Raw genomic sequence first — 16,318 nt, 5'->3', positions numbered from 1 at the left:
TTTCCCCTTGAAAAAAATTCGTTGATTCATAGAAAAAACTAGGTGATACCAAGGGTTTGAGAGTGGATAAAAAATGGTCGGCAGGCGTAGAACCGATTGTTCAAATCAATTTACGTGATCGCAATCGCTTGGGAATTCAAAGTGATTTGCTTGGCCTTGCCGCTTTAGGAATTCGCAACATTACTATTTTAGGAGGATATCCTGCCAAAGTCGGCACTGAACCGGATGCTAAGGAAGTGTACGATCTTCCGACGATGGAATTGGTGAAATATGTGAATCGATTCATTCAAGAAGGAAAGCTTTTTGACGGCACTGTCATGGAGGAGCCTCCTCAAATGACGATTGGAACAGTGGAAAATATTGTGGGAAAACCTGTGAAAGAATTAATCGACCGTCTCGAAGCAAAAGTGGAAGCGGGTGCCCAATTTGTACGGACACAGCTCGTTTTCGACTTGGATATATTGGAAGAATGGATGGAGGAAGCCCGTCGTCGCGATCTGCATAACCGAATCACCATCATGGCTAGCATTATGCCGTTACGTGACCTTGCTCACGTCGAGAAAGCGTTAAAAATACCGGGGGTTGCCGTACCTGACTGGGTGAAACAACGATTGGCTGCCCACAATGACAGGGAGGAAGGACTCAAGATCGCCACGGATATTATGAAGAAAGTACGTGAGATTGAAGGAATTCGCGGCATCCACATTCGTCCGCTTGGAGGAGGAGAAGAAAGCATTGGAACCATTATTGAAAATGCAGGTTTCACTTCTTTAAAAACAGCTGTTTCGTGAAAAGAGAGAGTAAGTGTAAGAAATGCTTGAAAAGATGTCGCCATATTCTTCTTGCAGTAAAATTTTTCGAATAGGCAAGCGGTTCGGCAGTTATCACCGTTTTACACCAGTGAATAATGGAAACAACCTCAATCTTAAGGACAATCGTATTCATCATGTCGTATGAATACGGACAATTGAATACGATTATACCGACAAAAAGAAGGGACGACTTCCCTTCTTTTTGACAAAGTCTTTTTTTCAGTAAATGGAGTTTTTGATCTCTAATCAATGATCAAGATCACTCACTTCTGATACTGAATGATTCGCTATCGTCTGTTAATGGAACCTGGAAGCAGAAAAGAAATTCGGAGCGCCATATGAATACGCACATGTATCGAAGAATAGTTTTTACAAAAGGATGATACAAAATGACCCAATTCCAAAGGCTTATGAGCAAGTTGCAAAATACTGCTGTGCTGCAACGCAAAAAAGCGATTTATCCCCCATTGTCCGTATTTAAAGATGTATGGAATTTTCATTTCGTGCTTGATCCCATAGGGGATGATGCGGCGATTTTGACAACCGATGATGGATATCTTCTCTTTTCTTGTGATGGCATCCTGCCGCAGCTAGTCAAAGAAGAGCCTTTTTGGGCAGGATATTGCGCGGTGCTTGTCAGTGTAAGCGATATTTACGCAATGGGCGGCAGGCCGATGGCCATTGTGAATCTGCTTAGTGCTCCTGATGAAGACTTGTCCGTTTTAATTGCGGAGGGTATGGCAGAAGGGTGCCGCAAACTTGGAGTGCCAATGGTGGGAGGACACTTTTTCCCGGAGGAAGCACCCGGAGTGGCAACAGCCATTATCGGGAAAGCCAATCAAGTGCTGAGAGCAACACAAGGAAAACCGGGACAATCCATCATCATTGCCATTGATATAAACGGAAACCCGTATAAACACTATTTACAGTGGAACAGCACTAGTATGCTGGAGCCTCGGGAGTTGCAGAGAAAATTGGAAGTAATGCCGAAGTTGGCCGAATCTGGGCTTATTTATGCGGCAAGAGATATTAGCAATTCCGGCGTACTCGGAACTGTAGCGATGCTGGCGGAAAATTCAGGATGCGGGGCGGTTATCAACCTAGAGGCCATTCCCATTCCTCCTTCAGTAGAAATGGAAACATGGCTGCAAATGTATCCTGGTTATGGGTTTGTTTTAACGGTCAATGAAGAGGATGAGGAAAAAGTGATCCGTTGTTTCCAGGATGAAGGCATTGCCGCCGGCGTGGTCGGGCAATTGAAATCCAACTTGAATATTGTGGTGACGTCAGGAGAAGAAAGCGCCGTTTATATTGATTTGTCTAAAGAAGCATTGGTGGTGGGGAAAAATGGAATATGATGTTCGAGTGAAGGTGGCTGCCGTTCAATTTGAACCTGAACAAGGACAATTGGATGAAAATCGGCGCCAAATGTTTGAAAAGGCCGTAGCAGCTGCCAAACAAGGAGCAAAGCTCATCGTGTTTCCGGAAATGGCAACGAGCGGGTACGTGTGGGAAAACAGAGAAGAAATTAGCCCCTTTGTTGAATCGATTCCGGGAGAGACAACAGATATGCTTTCCGCCGTTGCGTCACAGTATGATTGTTACATTGTTACTGGAATTCCGGAGAAGGATCATAATACAGGAGTCTTTTATAATTCCGCTGTTTTAATCGGTCCGGAAGGAGTTGTCGGGAGTTATCGAAAAACCCATTTGTTTTCGGCAGACCCTAGGTGGGCGCGAGAAGGAAAAAATGACATTCCTATTTTTGATACACCGATCGGCAGAATCGCCATCCTCATTTGCATGGATGCGATGTATTTTGAGCCGGCTAGGCTGGCTGCTTTAAAAGGGGCCGATATCATGGCTTTTCCGACTAATTGGGTTGGCCGAGGAAACAAGCCGCCAAGTAAAACGTGGCGATTAAGAGCTAAAGAAAACGGATTATATTGGATTGCGGCCAATCGTTGGGGAACTGAGCGTGGTGCTCGATTCACCGGGGGAAGTGCGGTCATTGATCATTCGGGAGAAGTGATTGATTCGCTTATTTCGGGAGATGGCATCGTATTTGGAGAAATTAAACTACCTGTCCATCAACAGAAACAGATTTTGAAAAATCGAAAACCGAAAGCTTATCAAGATATTCTGCTCAATACTTATCTTTGGGAAGAGGGAGAAACAAGAATTTCGCCTAAACGGGAGCCTTTTGATATTCTCACTATTTCTTTGGAGTATCAACAGTCCATTTCTTTTATCGAAGACCAACTTCGTCATATGATACAAACGTTTACATTTACGAGCTCTCATCGCCTCATTATTCTTCCGGAAATCACCCTTTTTGAAAAAGAGATACAATTTCATGATTATCAGCATGTATTGGAAAAGATCGCTTCCGAATTTAGCGTTTATATAGTCGCTTCCATGAAAATGGAAAATCGTCGAGCTAATAGTCTGCTTGTCGGTCCTTCCGGTTGTCTTGGGAAATATTCGCAGGTTCATAGTGATCAAGAAGACGATTCAGTGAAGTCCTCTTTTTCGACCGTTGAGCTGCCGTTTGCAAGGGTTGGGCTTCTTACAGGAGAGGATATGCTATTCCCTGAATCTTACCGCGTTCTTGCCAAACAAGGAGCGGATATTATTGCGGCTTCTTCCGACGGAAATGAACATTATGATATTTGGATGCAGCGAATCTGGGCATATGAAAATGATGCCATATTGGCAGCGGCCGCACCTCCTTCGTCCGAAAAAAGCATGATATTCTTGCACAGTCAAGTTTCGCTCGATTTAAAAGAAGGGGAGTCGCAAATTTTATTTCAGCGTTTTACCCCAGATATGACCGCTAAAGTGAGAAGACGCCCATTTCTTAGACGACTGAATCATCATTTGTATGATGGCATTGTACGCAATCCTATTTATACGAAAGCAGGTGCAAATCGTTGAAACTATTAGGAATATCAGGAACGATTATAGGAGCGAAGACAGCTTCTCTTGTTCATCAAGTACTTGAGGAAGCCAAAAAAGTCGACCATGAATTGGATACAGAGCTATTGGATTTAAGACAGTATCAATTGGAATTTTGCAATGGGAAGCCGTTGACAGAATACAACCATGATACGCAAAAAGCTATAAATGCCATTGCTTCGGCTGATTGCTATATCATCGGGACACCGATTTTTCAGGCTTCTTTATCCGGTGCATTAAAAAATTTATTGGACTTAGCACCGGTAACAGCTTTTCGGAACAAAGTCATCGGCTTTGTGGCAACGGGCGGTACTTACCAACATTTTCTAGTGATTGAAAATCAATTAAAGCCGATCGCAGGGTACTTTCGAGCTTATACTGCACCTGAGTATGTTTATGCCCATAGGGAACATTTCAACGAAAGAAATGTCATCATCGATGGAGAAGTGAGGGAACGAATCCAGAGATTAGCAAAGCAGGTCGTGATTATGTCAAAAGCCCTATCCCCGGTTTCTATTTAGATGATCAATAATGTTTCCTTGATTGTTGTTAAAATCATTATTGTATAAAAGCAGGTCCTTGCCATTCGGGGCAGGACCTTTTGTTTGTATATATGCAAGATGCATGAAAAAGTTTTCGGCTAAAAAGTGGCAGACATGTATAAAAAGTTGTAAAGTTTCATTAAATACTGCCGATAATGAAGTATGTCTACTTGAAAACACGGATTATTCTTTTCCAAATAAAAATGGTAGACAAAAAAATAAAAGTACGGTATTATAATCTCGAATTAAAGATATTTAATTTAGAGACAATTTCATTGGTATGAAATTGCTGTTATTAAGACAACAATAAAATATCTTTAATTTAATATAAATGAAGAAAGGTGGAACAAAAATGGCAAAAGTTTTATACATCACAGCACATCCGCTTGATGAAACACAATCTTACAGCATGGCTGTAGGTAAAGCGTTTATCGACACATATAAAGAAGTCAATCCGAATGATGAAGTCATTCATATTGACCTTTACAAAGAAAATATCCCACAAATTGACGCCGATGTATTCAGCGGATGGGGAAAACTTCAATCCGGAAAAGGATTTGAAGAACTGACTGCAGAAGAAAAAGCAAAAGTAGGACGTCTTGCTGAATTAAGCGATCAATTTGTAGCTGCAGATAAATATGTATTCGTTACTCCAATGTGGAATTTTTCATTCCCGCCTGTAATGAAAGCATATATTGATGCAGTGGCGGTAGCAGGAAAAACATTTAAATACACTGAACAAGGATCCGTTGGATTGCTAACCGATAAAAAAGCGTTACATATCCAAGCTAGCGGAGGTATTTATTCAGAAGGTCCTGCAGCTGAAATGGAAATGGGTCATCGCTATTTACAAGCGATTATGAATTTCTTTGGCGTTCCTTCTTTTGAAGGATTGTTTGTTGAAGGACAAAATGCTATGCCTGATAAAGCACAAGAAATCAAAGAAAAAGCGATTGCTCGTGCAAAAGATTTAGCTCATACATTCTAATTTCAACCATCAGGCATTTGCTTCCACACCCGATAGATGAAAAAACAGGCTGGTTCAATACTCTTTAGCGATGTTGAACTGCCCCCTGTCAAGTAGACAGTAGAAATAATAAAAATATACCTAAACGGCTTTAGCTCTATATTCCATGGGGCTAAGGCCGTTTAATCTTTTTTGATACCTTTCATAATTATAAAAATGGATGTACTCATCAATCGCAAGAGATAATTCTTCAAATGTCTGATACTTATATAAATAATACTTCTCGCATTTGAGCGTTCCCCAAAAAGATTCCATTGGTCCATTATCAATACATCTGCCTATTCGTGACATACTTTGCGTCATCCCTGCTTGGTCTATCCTACGTTTAAAACCATGAGAGGTATATTGGAACCCACGGTCACTATGAATAAGTGGATGCTCTCCATTTAAAAGTGCGGTGGCTTGATCCAACGTTTTGAAAACAAGATGATTATTATTGAAATGTCCTAAAACATAGCTAACAATGGATCCATCATATAGATCAAGAATGGCTCGTTGTCATTTCGATTCCTCCATCGTTTGCTCATCCTGATGGATCCATCATATAGATCAAGAATGGCACTTAAATAGGCTTTCTTGGATGAACCATATTTTAATTCTGTGACATCCGTTACCCATTTTTCATTTGGCTTTTCCGCTGTGAATTCACGATTCAATCTATTTTCTGCAACATGTTGAGGGGTAGAACGCTTATAAGATTTCTTCTTTTTTCGAATAACCGATTGTATACCGGCAACTTTCATCAGTCTATAAATACGTTTGTGATTGAAGATCTGACCAAACTTTCGATTTATATTCAAAGCCATTCGACGGTAACCATAGATGCCATCTACTTTCTCATGGAGAACTTTCATCTCTTTTACGATTTCTTTATTCTGAAGTTCTCGGGAAGAAGGCGAACGTTTCAACCACTTATAGTAAGCAGCTCGTGAAATACCAGCGATTTCACATAATAAGAGAATGCTTAGGTGTTCTTTCTCATGAAGTTCCCGGATGGCGACATACTTGTCTTCAAATCGGATTTGGTTTATTTTCGCCTCCTTTCGATTTCCTCTAACTTTTTTATCGAACCTTAAGCCTTTTAAGCACGGATAGGCCGACTGAAAGAATAGACAGTTTATAACGGCTTTAGAACAAAACAGAAACGAAGATTCGTAATCATCATTTAAATTTGAAAAAAGGGGTATATTAAATGAGTTTAACTGTAAATCCAGTCGAACAGCTATACAATGAAGTAAAAGAATTTCGAAAAGCTGAGCATTCCGTTAATCCTTTATTTTTAAATCGCTGGTCTCCTCGCGCATTTTCCGATCGGAAAGTTTCTGATGAAGATTTGTATAGTGTACTTGAAGCAGCTCATTGGGCTCCTTCTTCCTATAATGACCAGCCTTGGCGTTTTATTGTGGCGAAAACATCTGAGCAATTAACAACTTTCCACCAATTTCTTCATCCTTTTAATCGAACTTGGGCAGAAAAAGCTCCCGTTCTTGTTCTAGTTGCTTCAAACAAACAAAGAGAGAATGGTGATCCTAATGGTGCACATGCGTTCGACACTGGCGCTGCTTGGGGATATTTAGCAATTCAGGCCACTTTGCTCGGTCTTGTAACACATGCCATTGGAGGATTTGATCAAGAAGAGGCTCGCAGATTGTTAAATATTCCGCAAAATTTTGATCTACATGCCGTGATTGCTATTGGTTATCAAGGCGAAAAAAAAATACTTGATGAAAACTTGCAGAAGCGTGAAAATCCAAATACGAGAAAACCTTTAAAAGAATTGGTTTTTGAAGGGAAAGTGAGCTCGTAAAATTCTTAAGATGAAGGGTTTCTATAATCCATTTCAGTGTGGATTTCATTCTAAATCAGAGTAGAGTTTGCTTATTGGAAAAATCTTGAGGCTGCTAGGTCATACGAATCCTCCTGTGCAATTGAACAAGTAGTCTTGATATGTTAAAATGAACAAAAATAGTCATTATTACGATTTTCGGGAAAATTTTTATAAAATCGAATCGTTATACACCACTAGGGGTGCTTTTGAAAAGCTGAGAGAGGCATAATGGCCTTAACCCTTATCACCTGAACTAGGTAATACTAGCGTAGGGAAGCGGTGTTGTCGTCATCTTTTTCGAAAGACATGCTTTGTTTTTCGATTGGATGATGCCGTCGCCACTTCTTTGAACAAGAAGTGGTTTTTTTATGCATATAAGGGGGAGAGTATTCGGTGAGCCAAAATTTACATCGGATTGTTGAACAAGTCGATCAACGAAAACAAGAATTGATTGATCTATTGAAAAAGCTTATTTCTTTTAGAACTCCTGCCCCGCCGGCCAGAAATACAAAAGAAGCGCAATCATTTGTGGCAGAATTCTTGAAGAACCTAGGTTTTAAGATTGATATGTGGGATGTTTATCCCGGTGATCCTAATATGGTGGGAGTTTTAAAAGGAAAGAACTCCCAAAATTATAAGAGTCTGATTGTAAATGGTCATATTGACGTCGCAGAAGTGGATGAAAATGAGGACTGGGAAGTGAATCCTTTTAAACCAGTAGTGAAAGACGGAGTAGTAGTGGGGCGTGGTGCTGCAGATATGAAGGGCGGGCTAGCCGGAGCACTGTTTGCTATTCAATTGCTTCGTGAAGCAGAGATTGAATTGCCAGGGGATCTCATCTTTCAATCGGTTATTGGGGAGGAAGTAGGCGAAGCAGGAACGCTGCAATGCTGTAAACGCGGGTACAAGGCTGATTTTGCAGTTGTTGTAGATACAAGCGACTTACATATTCAAGGACAAGGCGGTGTTATTACCGGCTGGATCACTGTTAAAAGTAAAGAAACGTTTCACGATGCAATGAGAAGAAACATGATCCATGCCGGTGGGAGATTGTTTGGCGCAAACGCGATTGAAAAAATGATGAAAGTAATAGAGGGGTTACAGGAGCTGGAACGTCATTGGGCTGTAACGAAAAGTTATCCGGGATTCCCTCCGGGATCCAATACCATTAACCCGGCAGTGATTGAGGGCGGAAGACATGCCGCTTTTATTGCGGATGAATGCCGATTAAGGATCACGGTCCATTATTATCCGAATGAATCTTATGAAGAGGTTGCAAAAGAAATCGAGGAGCATCTAAAAATGGTAGCTCAAGGAGATGTGTGGTTAAGAGAAAATCCCCCCACTTTTAAATGGGGGGGCACTTCCATGATTGAAGATCGCGGTGAAATTTTTCCATCGCTGGAAGTGGATCCTACGCATCCCGGAGTACAATTGTTAGCCTGTTCGCACCGAGAAGTTTGTAAAACCGATCCTATCATAGATGTGTCCCAAACAGTCACTGACGGTGGATGGCTAGGTGAAGCCGGTATTTCTACAGCGATTTATGGACCGGGTGATTTGCACAACGCTCATGCTGTGAATGAACATCTATCGATTGATCAATTGGTCGATTATACGAAAGTCATGTTGACCTTTATTTATCAATGGTGTCATACGAAATCCGATGGACAAAAGGAGTGGCTATGATGAAATTTAGTAAAAGATTATACGAAAAAATACAACCTATTTGGAGAAAGAATCATTCTCATCCCTTTGTACAGGAAATGGGGGATGGCTCTCTTGATCCAAGAAAATTTCGATTTTATATGATTCAAGATTACCTATACTTGATTCAATATTCCAAATTATTTGCATTGGGTGCTGTTAAGGCTGATGATGTAGAAACAATGGGGAAATTTTCAGCGCTTTTGCACTCCACCATCAATGAGGAGATGTCTCTTCATCGCCAATATGCGAAACGATTTGACATTAGCGAAGAGGAGCTTGAAAAAGCCAAACCTTCTTCCACTACGCTGGCATATACGCATTATATGCTGCATGTCGGCCAAAATGGTACGCTTGCGGAACTTGTATCCGCTATACTTCCTTGTATGTGGAGCTATTGGGAGATTGGAAAAGAATTAAGCCGTTTGCCGGGGGCAAGTGATCATGAACTTTATGGGGAATGGATTCAAATGTACAGCTCGGAGGAATTTGGAGAACTCGCTCAATGGTGTATCCATCTTCTCGATGATCTTGCAGCAGGAAAACAAGAATCAGAACTTGCGAGACTGGAAGAAATTTTCTTGAACACGACTCGATTTGAATACATGTTTTGGGAGATGGCTTACAACGAGGAAATGTGGCCAACTGAACGGGAATGATAAAGTACTGACGACTTGCCGGAATATCATAAAACCCTCACGCTGTGCGATGAGTACTATTTTATATATGAAATAGATGGTGTAAAAAATTTTATGGATTATGCCGAAAATGATAGCAGAAATGACAGCTATAGATATCCCGAACGATGATTGGTGTTGATGAAAGTTGACGTTTCAAAGGATTTTTTCGTTTTAGAACGCATTCAGCAAACCATTTCCAGCCTCCCGGGAAAAGCGGGAGGTTTATAGGTAAAGAAAAGTTTTAAATATGAAGGAGATCTTCAATACAGTGGCGAATATGTTGGATAGGCTTAGAGGAACCTTACCCAAGTCATTTTTCATGCGTATAATGACATTGAATCCTCCTCATCATCAAAATGATAAAGCATTTATTAAACTCTTTTTATAGGCATCTGCTTAAAATGGAAGGTTACATACATACAAGTCCTGTACGGGCAATTTTGTGTCGTGTTTGGACATTCTTGCTGCGTTCTTGTTATAAAATGAATGGAAGGAGCTTCTGTTCGCGGGATGATTGAAATAAGCTATGAAAATGGTCAGATAAATCGTGATTGGGTGAAAAAATACTATTTTCAAAAAATACGTAGGGAGAGAAACTATGTCTTATAAAATCGTCTTTTTCGATATTGACGGCACATTAGTCAATAAAGATTCGACCATACCTCTTGACACAAAAGAGGCCATTCGAAAGCTGAAAGAGCGAAACATTGAAGTGTCTTTTGCGACTGGTAGAGCCCCATTTCATTTTCGTCATATTGCTGAAGAATTAGGAATTGATTCTTTTGTAAGCTTTAACGGTTCGTATGTTGTATATAAAGGGAAAGTCATCTTTGAAAAACCGATTCATCCCGCCAGTTTGGAACAATTGGAGCAATATTCCCATCGATTCAACCATCCCATCGTTTATTTGAGCCATAAAGAATGCTATGCGAACAAAAAACAGCATCCCCATGTAGTCGAAAGTTTTCAATTTCTCAAGCTGGAGTCGCCTGGTTTCCAACCGTATTATTGGAAGTATACTAGTATCTATCAAGCATTGCTCTATTGCCAAGAACATGAAGAGACTCATTACCTTGAGAAATTTAACGATCTTTCTTTTATTCGTTGGCATCCGTTGTCGATGGATGTGCTTCCTTCCGATTTATCGAAGGCAAAAGGGATTGCAGCTATGCTGCAACACTTGAAACTATCCCCTGATGACGCGGTAGCATTCGGAGACGGTTTAAACGATAAAGAAATGCTTTCTTATGTTGGAATGGGCATTGCGATGGGAAACGCCCATGAAGAGGTAAAGCCTTTTGCTGATTTCACGACCAAGCACGTGAATGATGGGGGTATTCGATACGGGCTGGAGTATTTAGAGCTGATTTAACGGTACGATGAGTTCAATCGGTGTGTATTTCTTACCATTTTATAGGGGAATATTGAACGGTTTTTTGTAAGACGCTATACATTGCCCTCAAAAGAAGCAATTTTTTTCAGAAGAAAAGGGTTCAAACTAAAAAATACTTACAGTTTAAAGCAGAATTCGATCTAGTTTTTAAAATGACGGCTTGTCGACAAAGTCAAAATTGCTTGACAGTCTGCAAGCCTTTTATTATTGGTTAATTCACAATGAATAAAAGTTTTATCTTAAACGTGTCATTGCTTCTTTATAAGAATCATGATGTTGTTTTCCATTAGGCTATTCAATAGACAAGACGTTTCAATAATAAGAGGGAAGACATTTTTTCTATTGTCTTTACGTTTGTATGCGTCTTAAATTGCAATATTAAATGCAACAAGTATTGAAAGACCAGATAACCCATGATTAAGTAGAATCGGGACACTCTGCGCGACTTGACGTGGAGTGGTGGGCATGGTAGCCTGGTTGGCCCAGCCAGTACCGTATACCTGGCTTCATGGCTGGTAGCCATGCCCGCAGAGGCTCTTTGTCAAGTTGCTAAAAACCAACCCTTTGGGTTAGCTGGCTTAAGGTTAAGAAGCTAAGCCAGCTAACTCTATTTGGAAACACTCCTCAGGTGTACGATAATTGAGGATCTTCCTTGGAAGATGGTTACACCAATTTTCAACATAGGTAATGGTTTCGTCTGCCACAGAGGAAATGGGTCTCCCCTTTGGTATGAAGCGCCTAATAAGGCCATTATGACGCTCGTTGGTTCCTCGTTCACAGGATGTGTAAGGGTGTGTAAAATAAACCTCTGTTAGATCTTTTTCAACACTAAGGCCGAGGTCAGCAAATTCAGAACCGTTATCAGCCGTAATGGTTTTAAACACTTTAGAGAACCGATTACCATAAGACACTTTCAACTGAGATATGACTTCTGAAACGGATAGACTATCCTTGGCTGTCACTCTCAAAATTATTTCTTTACGGGTTTTGCGCTCAGTAAGAGTCAATAAGGCCTGATCTTTAGTCTTCTTGCCTATAACCGTATCAATTTCCCAGTGACCAAACTCTTGGCGTTCATTGACTTCAATTGGTCGCTCATCGATACTGCGTCCTAAGATCTTCTTATTCTTCCGGTTACGTTTTTTCTTGGTGTTCAGGGTAATTTTCATAGGTAGGTCAATGTTTTTAACGCCTATAAGTCCTAGATCAATATAGTTATAAAGGGTCTTGGTGCAAACCATTTTGTCTTTGAATTTCCCATCACGTTTGGCTCTCCCACATACCGCATCAGGAGACCATTTCTTATCAAGGATCTGAGTTTCGGCATACTTAATAAACTCGATGGCATCGTCTAGTTTTAGCTTGCGGCCACAGGCTTTCCTGTTTCTCTCATAGAGAAGTTGACCTGTGTCTGGAAAATAGACATGAACAATTTTCCCGTTGCTTTTTCTTTGTGGCACTGTACCTCTTCTTAACTCACGGGAGATGGTGCTTTTGTGACAACCAACATAATCTGCAATCTCCTGTTGAGTCTTACCAGCAGCGTGTAAGGCCGCAATTTTCCCACGGTCATAAGCCGTTAAGTGTTTGAAATGCCGAGCTCCTATGGTAGAATTAGTAATTGCCATAGATAAATCCTCCGTATCGATATTGTTTTAGTCGACTTAATCATACGTGGTTTATCTATGGTTTTTCATTTTTTATGCTTGTTGCATTTGATTATACAACTAGCCCGTTTGTATGCGTAAAAATCTTTCTTGAGAATATATTGTAATGGCAGCAAAGTTCGTTTATAATACGTTATAAATCGTAATCATTACGATTTATAACGAATCTAGTATATCGTAATGATTATAATTATCAATTGATGAATGTTGGATGATGAAAAGACTTATTTTTAAAAGGATGAAAAAAATGGCTAAAAAATCAAAGATCGTAAAAGAAAAAAAACGTCAAGAAATGGTTGAGAAATATGCCGCCTTGCGCAAGGAATTAAAGGAAAAAGGAGATTATGAGGCATTGCGAAAGTTACCGCGTGATTCATCTCCAACGCGATTGAGAAATCGATGCGAAATAACTGGGCGGCCACGTGGATACTTAAGAAAATTTAAAATGTCACGCATTGCTTTTCGTGAGTATGCTCATAAAGGTCAGATTCCGGGCGTGAAAAAATCAAGCTGGTAATTTTCTTTGATTCAATGGACTAAGATTTAGAAGTGAAATCATTTTTGCAATCATTTTTGCAATGAATAATCGTGTTCTTTTCTTTTTCAAGAAAGTAAAAGAATAAAGAATAGAACTTTTACTTGACTACACTGTAATTCTAATAGTATTATTCTAACACGACAAAATCGTAATCATTTTGATTTGCGAATATCCATTCCATTTAGATAAATCGATAAAAAAGGAGAAAAGAGGATGAAACGCTTCCGATTCAAGGTTTTCTTGGCATTGCTGATGTGTTCATTAGCGATTGCAGGATGTAGCAACGATGAAAGCCAATCTAATTCGAAAGATTCTAAGCTACATATTGCGACTACATTCTACCCTATGTATGAATTTACGAAAAACATTACAAAAGACAAAGCGCAAGTAGATCTTTTAATTCCTGCCAATGTTGAGCCGCATGATTGGGACCCATCTCCTAAAGATATCGAAAAAATTCAAAAATCAGACCTGCTGATTTATAACAGCCCTGAGCTGGAAACATGGGCTCCTGATCTCCAAAAAAGTATAAATAATGTAAAATTTGTGAATGCTAGTAAAGGGATTTCTTTGATAAAAGGGGCTAAAGAGGAAGAAGAAGGAGATAAAGGATCTCATTTAGATCCTCACGTATGGCTGGATCCGGTATTAGCTCAAAAAGAAGTGGAAAACATTACGAAAGCCATTATGGCAAAAGATCCTGAACATAAAGCCTATTACGAAAAAAACAGTCAAGAATACATTCAGCAACTGAAACAACTTGATCATTTATACCGCACGACACTTGAAAAAGCACCAAAAAAGGAATTTATTACACAACATACTGCTTTTAGTTATTTAGCTAAAGAGTACGGGTTGAAACAAGTTCCCATTTCGGGACTTACTCCTGAACAAGAGCCTAGTCCGGCACGATTAGCGGAACTCAAAAAATTTGCCAAGAAGCATCAGGTGAAAATCATTTATTTTGAAGAGATTGCTTCACCTAAAGTAGCTCAGACTTTGGCGAATGAGGTAGGTGCGAAAACGGAGGTATTAAGTCCTTTAGAAGGTTTAACCAAAGAAGAGCAAGATAAAGGTCTTAATTATGTGAAAATCATGAAAAGAAATCTAGACTCTTTGAAAAAATCATTAATGAATCCATAATTTTGTGCAGAAGTCATTAATTTTATAAGTGTGCGTCTTTGAAAAATAGGCGCCCACTTTTTATTTGTTCTATAGGAAAGGGGGAGAAGCTGTTGAAATTAGTATCTTTAGATCATGTTGTTTTTGGATATTCGCATACTCCCATTTTAAACGGAGTGTCCTTTGAGATTCATAGCGGGGAATTTGTAGGAATTACAGGACCAAATGGAGCTTCTAAATCAACGATGCTGCGTGTGATGCTAGGTTTGCTAAAGCCTTGGGAAGGAACGGTTACCATCAGCAAACAAAATATTCAAGGAAAACGATTAACCATCGGATATGTGCCTCAACAAATCGCCTCTTTTAATGTTGGTTTTCCAAGCACCGTATTAGAGTTAGTTCAATCGGGAAGGTTTCGACGTGGGAAGTGGTTAAAGAAATTGAGTCAAACCGATCATAAAAAAGTAGAAAATGCGTTAAAAATGGTGGGAATGTGGGAATTTCGCCATCATAAAATCGGGGATTTATCAGGTGGTCAAAAACAAAAAATTTGTATTGCACGAGTATTGGCGTCTGATCCGGATTTACTCGTATTGGATGAACCTACAACAGGAATGGACTATGAAAGCCGGCAAGGTTTTTATAAATTTATGCATCACCAAGTCAAACAACATCATCGCACGGTCATTATGGTGACTCATGAGCAGAATGAAGTAGAACCGTATTTAGATAAAATCATCCATTTAGAAAGGGGAGAGCAAGGCGGATGGAAATGTTTAACCTGGAATTCATGCAACGGGCGTTTTGGGCTGGCGGATTAATTGCCATTATCGCTCCAATGCTCGGAGTTTTCCTTGTTTTAAGGAGACAAGCTTTAATGGCTGATACATTATCTCATATTTCTCTAGCCGGGGTAGCCATTGGATATTTCATCCATTCGCCTATTATACTGTCCAGTATTTTAGTCGTTATCGCAGGAGCCATTGGAATTGAATATATGAGGAGGGCGTATCGAACCTACTCAGAAGTATCCATCGCTATTTTAATGGCAGCAGGTTTGTCATTCGCTTTGTTCCTGTTAAGCTTGACAGAAGGCGGAATGACCACAAATATTGAACAATATTTGTTTGGCTCGATTGTGACCATTACGGATCGGCAGTTATATGAAATGATAGGAGTCACAATACTCTTGTTGCTTTATTTTCTTTTTTTAAGAAGGCCTTTATATTTGCTTACATTCGATGAAGATACTGCTTTCACCAGTGGGGTGAATACGAACCTTTTATCGCTGTCTTTTAGCGTCATGACAGGATTGTGCATTTCAATTATTATCCCCATGGTTGGAGTGCTTCTAGTCTCAGCACTATTGGTTCTGCCCGCTGCTTTTGCTATCAGAATGGCAAAGGGATTTAAAATGGTGTTCATCACAGCGATTGCAGTAGCAGGAATCAGCATCTTTTCCGGACTTATTTCATCCTATAAGCTGGGGACTCCACCCGGGGCGACGATTACATTATTGCTTGTTGTCATTTTATTGGTTGGATTTGTGATTCAAAAATTATTATTACAAATAAAGAGATTCATAACACATCAACCTAAAAATATGGATTCCTGATATTCCTAGAACAAAATGAATTCATTAGGCTCTTTCCAACTTTTTCTGTTCAAATATTTGAAAGATCAAGTATGGTATGTGTCAAGGAGCTTAAGCAAGAACTCTTGCTTAAGCTTTTATACTTTATGCTCGCATTCTGCCTGGCTATCTCTTTTGAAAGATATTAGTTATAAAGATGCAGATAACAAAACCTCCGTTTGATTAGAAAGATGGAAGAAGCCCGATAGGTTTAACTTAATCTTGTTTAATATTTTCTGAAAAAACAAAATATTTTATAGAGCATTTTGCAAAATTAGATTTTTTGGATAAAAGTACTGTAGATGAGCAAATTCGCTAACATAAATTTACAACCAAACAAAAAAGAAGACATGAACCCGATTCCTTGGTTAGAATAGATGTGCCACAACTACTCACAAGGGGGTTCATGTC

The 16,318-nt window shown here is 39.7% G+C and carries 14 protein-coding genes, 1 pseudogene and 1 riboswitch; of the genes and pseudogenes, 13 read left to right on the top strand and 2 right to left on the bottom strand.

All coding sequences use genetic code 11. From position 1 onward, the window contains the following. The first annotated feature begins 62 nt into the window (after positions 1-62). From N1I86_RS03685 to N1I86_RS03665, 5 genes are all read left to right on the top strand, one after another. Positions 63-791, top strand: a complete 729-nt coding sequence (locus N1I86_RS03685) for a methylenetetrahydrofolate reductase (protein WP_341097246.1) — start codon at positions 63-65, stop codon at positions 789-791. Positions 792-1,201: 410 nt separating this feature from the next. Next, on the top strand, positions 1,202-2,170 hold the full coding sequence (locus N1I86_RS03680) for an AIR synthase related protein (protein ID WP_341095020.1): 969 nt from the start codon (positions 1,202-1,204) through the stop codon (positions 2,168-2,170). Next, entirely contained in the window at positions 2,160-3,749 is a 1,590-nt protein-coding gene (locus tag N1I86_RS03675) for a nitrilase-related carbon-nitrogen hydrolase (protein WP_341095018.1), read from the top strand. Before N1I86_RS03680 ends, N1I86_RS03675 begins: the two co-directional genes overlap by 11 nt. Beyond that, the gene (locus tag N1I86_RS03670; RefSeq protein WP_327824303.1) at positions 3,746-4,291 is read left to right on the top strand and encodes an NADPH-dependent FMN reductase; all 546 of its coding nucleotides are present in this window, start codon (positions 3,746-3,748) and stop codon (positions 4,289-4,291) included. The genes N1I86_RS03675 and N1I86_RS03670 overlap by 4 nt, the downstream gene beginning before the upstream one ends. 373 nt (positions 4,292-4,664) lie before the next feature. After that, the gene (locus N1I86_RS03665) at positions 4,665-5,300 is read left to right on the top strand and encodes an FMN-dependent NADH-azoreductase (RefSeq protein WP_270583340.1); all 636 of its coding nucleotides are present in this window, start codon (positions 4,665-4,667) and stop codon (positions 5,298-5,300) included. A gap of 120 nt (positions 5,301-5,420) precedes the next feature. Here N1I86_RS03665 and N1I86_RS03660 read toward each other — a convergent pair. Further along, a pseudogene (locus N1I86_RS03660) lies at positions 5,421-6,409 on the bottom strand (IS3 family transposase); the annotation flags it as partial. A gap of 122 nt (positions 6,410-6,531) precedes the next feature. Between N1I86_RS03660 and N1I86_RS03655 the strand changes: the two are divergent. The 4 genes from N1I86_RS03655 (at position 6,532) to N1I86_RS03640 (ending at position 10,926) form a co-directional block, all read left to right on the top strand. Continuing rightward, a complete protein-coding gene (locus tag N1I86_RS03655) occupies positions 6,532-7,146 on the top strand; it encodes a nitroreductase family protein (protein WP_341095014.1) in 615 nt (204 codons plus the stop codon). A 207-nt stretch (positions 7,147-7,353) separates the two neighbouring features. Then, a riboswitch (TPP riboswitch) is annotated at positions 7,354-7,459 on the top strand. A 101-nt stretch (positions 7,460-7,560) separates the two neighbouring features. Next, positions 7,561-8,856, top strand: a complete 1,296-nt coding sequence (locus N1I86_RS03650) for an acetylornithine deacetylase (RefSeq protein WP_341095013.1) — start codon at positions 7,561-7,563, stop codon at positions 8,854-8,856. Further along, positions 8,856-9,533 carry a thiaminase II gene (gene tenA / locus N1I86_RS03645; protein ID WP_341095010.1) on the top strand — a complete coding sequence of 226 codons (678 nt, stop codon included), beginning with the start codon at positions 8,856-8,858 and terminating at the stop codon, positions 9,531-9,533. The genes N1I86_RS03650 and tenA overlap by 1 nt, the downstream gene beginning before the upstream one ends. A 619-nt stretch (positions 9,534-10,152) precedes the next feature. After that, positions 10,153-10,926: a Cof-type HAD-IIB family hydrolase gene (locus tag N1I86_RS03640; protein WP_341095008.1), complete on the top strand. Its 774-nt coding sequence runs from the start codon at positions 10,153-10,155 to the stop codon at positions 10,924-10,926. Between the two features lie 605 nt (positions 10,927-11,531). On the opposite strand, the gene N1I86_RS03635 is transcribed toward N1I86_RS03640, so the two are convergent. Beyond that, a complete protein-coding gene (locus tag N1I86_RS03635) occupies positions 11,532-12,575 on the bottom strand; it encodes an IS30 family transposase (protein ID WP_048622401.1) in 1,044 nt (347 codons plus the stop codon). 286 nt (positions 12,576-12,861) lie between these two features. On the opposite strand from N1I86_RS03635, the gene rpsN reads away from it, so the two are divergent. The 4 genes from rpsN to N1I86_RS03615 all read left to right on the top strand — a co-directional run bounded on the left by rpsN (position 12,862) and on the right by N1I86_RS03615 (position 15,889). Beyond that, entirely contained in the window at positions 12,862-13,131 is a 270-nt protein-coding gene (gene rpsN / locus N1I86_RS03630) for a 30S ribosomal protein S14 (RefSeq protein ID WP_048622964.1), read from the top strand. Between the two features lie 234 nt (positions 13,132-13,365). Next, a complete protein-coding gene (locus N1I86_RS03625) occupies positions 13,366-14,295 on the top strand; it encodes a metal ABC transporter substrate-binding protein (RefSeq protein WP_341095005.1) in 930 nt (309 codons plus the stop codon). A gap of 92 nt (positions 14,296-14,387) precedes the next feature. Next, on the top strand, positions 14,388-15,095 hold the full coding sequence (locus N1I86_RS03620) for a metal ABC transporter ATP-binding protein (RefSeq protein WP_341095003.1): 708 nt from the start codon (positions 14,388-14,390) through the stop codon (positions 15,093-15,095). Further along, positions 15,041-15,889 (top strand): iron chelate uptake ABC transporter family permease subunit, encoded by an 849-nt coding sequence (locus N1I86_RS03615; protein ID WP_040341361.1) that lies wholly within the window; start codon positions 15,041-15,043, stop codon positions 15,887-15,889. Before N1I86_RS03620 ends, N1I86_RS03615 begins: the two co-directional genes overlap by 55 nt. The last annotated feature ends 429 nt before the right edge of the window (positions 15,890-16,318 follow it).

Origin of the sequence: Bacillus sp. FSL W8-0116, assembly GCF_038003825.1 — a bacterium.
Taxonomy (GTDB): Bacteria; Bacillota; Bacilli; order Bacillales; family DSM-4216; genus Bacillus_O; species Bacillus_O smithii.
Note: the sequence above shows the minus strand (reverse complement) of the source record. Positions and strands in the feature narration are given on the sequence as shown.

Bases quoted from the DNA above. Each gene is read 5' to 3' on its own strand.
- N1I86_RS03680 (WP_341095020.1), top strand. From the start codon at position 1,202: ATGACCCAATTCCAAAGGCTTATGAGCAAGTTGCAAAATACTGCTGTG.
- N1I86_RS03675 (WP_341095018.1), top strand. From the start codon at position 2,160: ATGGAATATGATGTTCGAGTGAAGGTGGCTGCCGTTCAATTTGAACCT.
- N1I86_RS03665 (WP_270583340.1), top strand. From the start codon at position 4,665: ATGGCAAAAGTTTTATACATCACAGCACATCCGCTTGATGAAACACAA.
- N1I86_RS03655 (WP_341095014.1), top strand. From the start codon at position 6,532: ATGAGTTTAACTGTAAATCCAGTCGAACAGCTATACAATGAAGTAAAA.
- tenA (WP_341095010.1), top strand. From the start codon at position 8,856: ATGAAATTTAGTAAAAGATTATACGAAAAAATACAACCTATTTGGAGA.
- N1I86_RS03640 (WP_341095008.1), top strand. From the start codon at position 10,153: ATGTCTTATAAAATCGTCTTTTTCGATATTGACGGCACATTAGTCAAT.
- N1I86_RS03635 (WP_048622401.1), bottom strand. From the start codon at position 12,575: ATGGCAATTACTAATTCTACCATAGGAGCTCGGCATTTCAAACACTTA.
- rpsN (WP_048622964.1), top strand. From the start codon at position 12,862: ATGGCTAAAAAATCAAAGATCGTAAAAGAAAAAAAACGTCAAGAAATG.
- N1I86_RS03625 (WP_341095005.1), top strand. From the start codon at position 13,366: ATGAAACGCTTCCGATTCAAGGTTTTCTTGGCATTGCTGATGTGTTCA.
- N1I86_RS03615 (WP_040341361.1), top strand. From the start codon at position 15,041: ATGGAAATGTTTAACCTGGAATTCATGCAACGGGCGTTTTGGGCTGGC.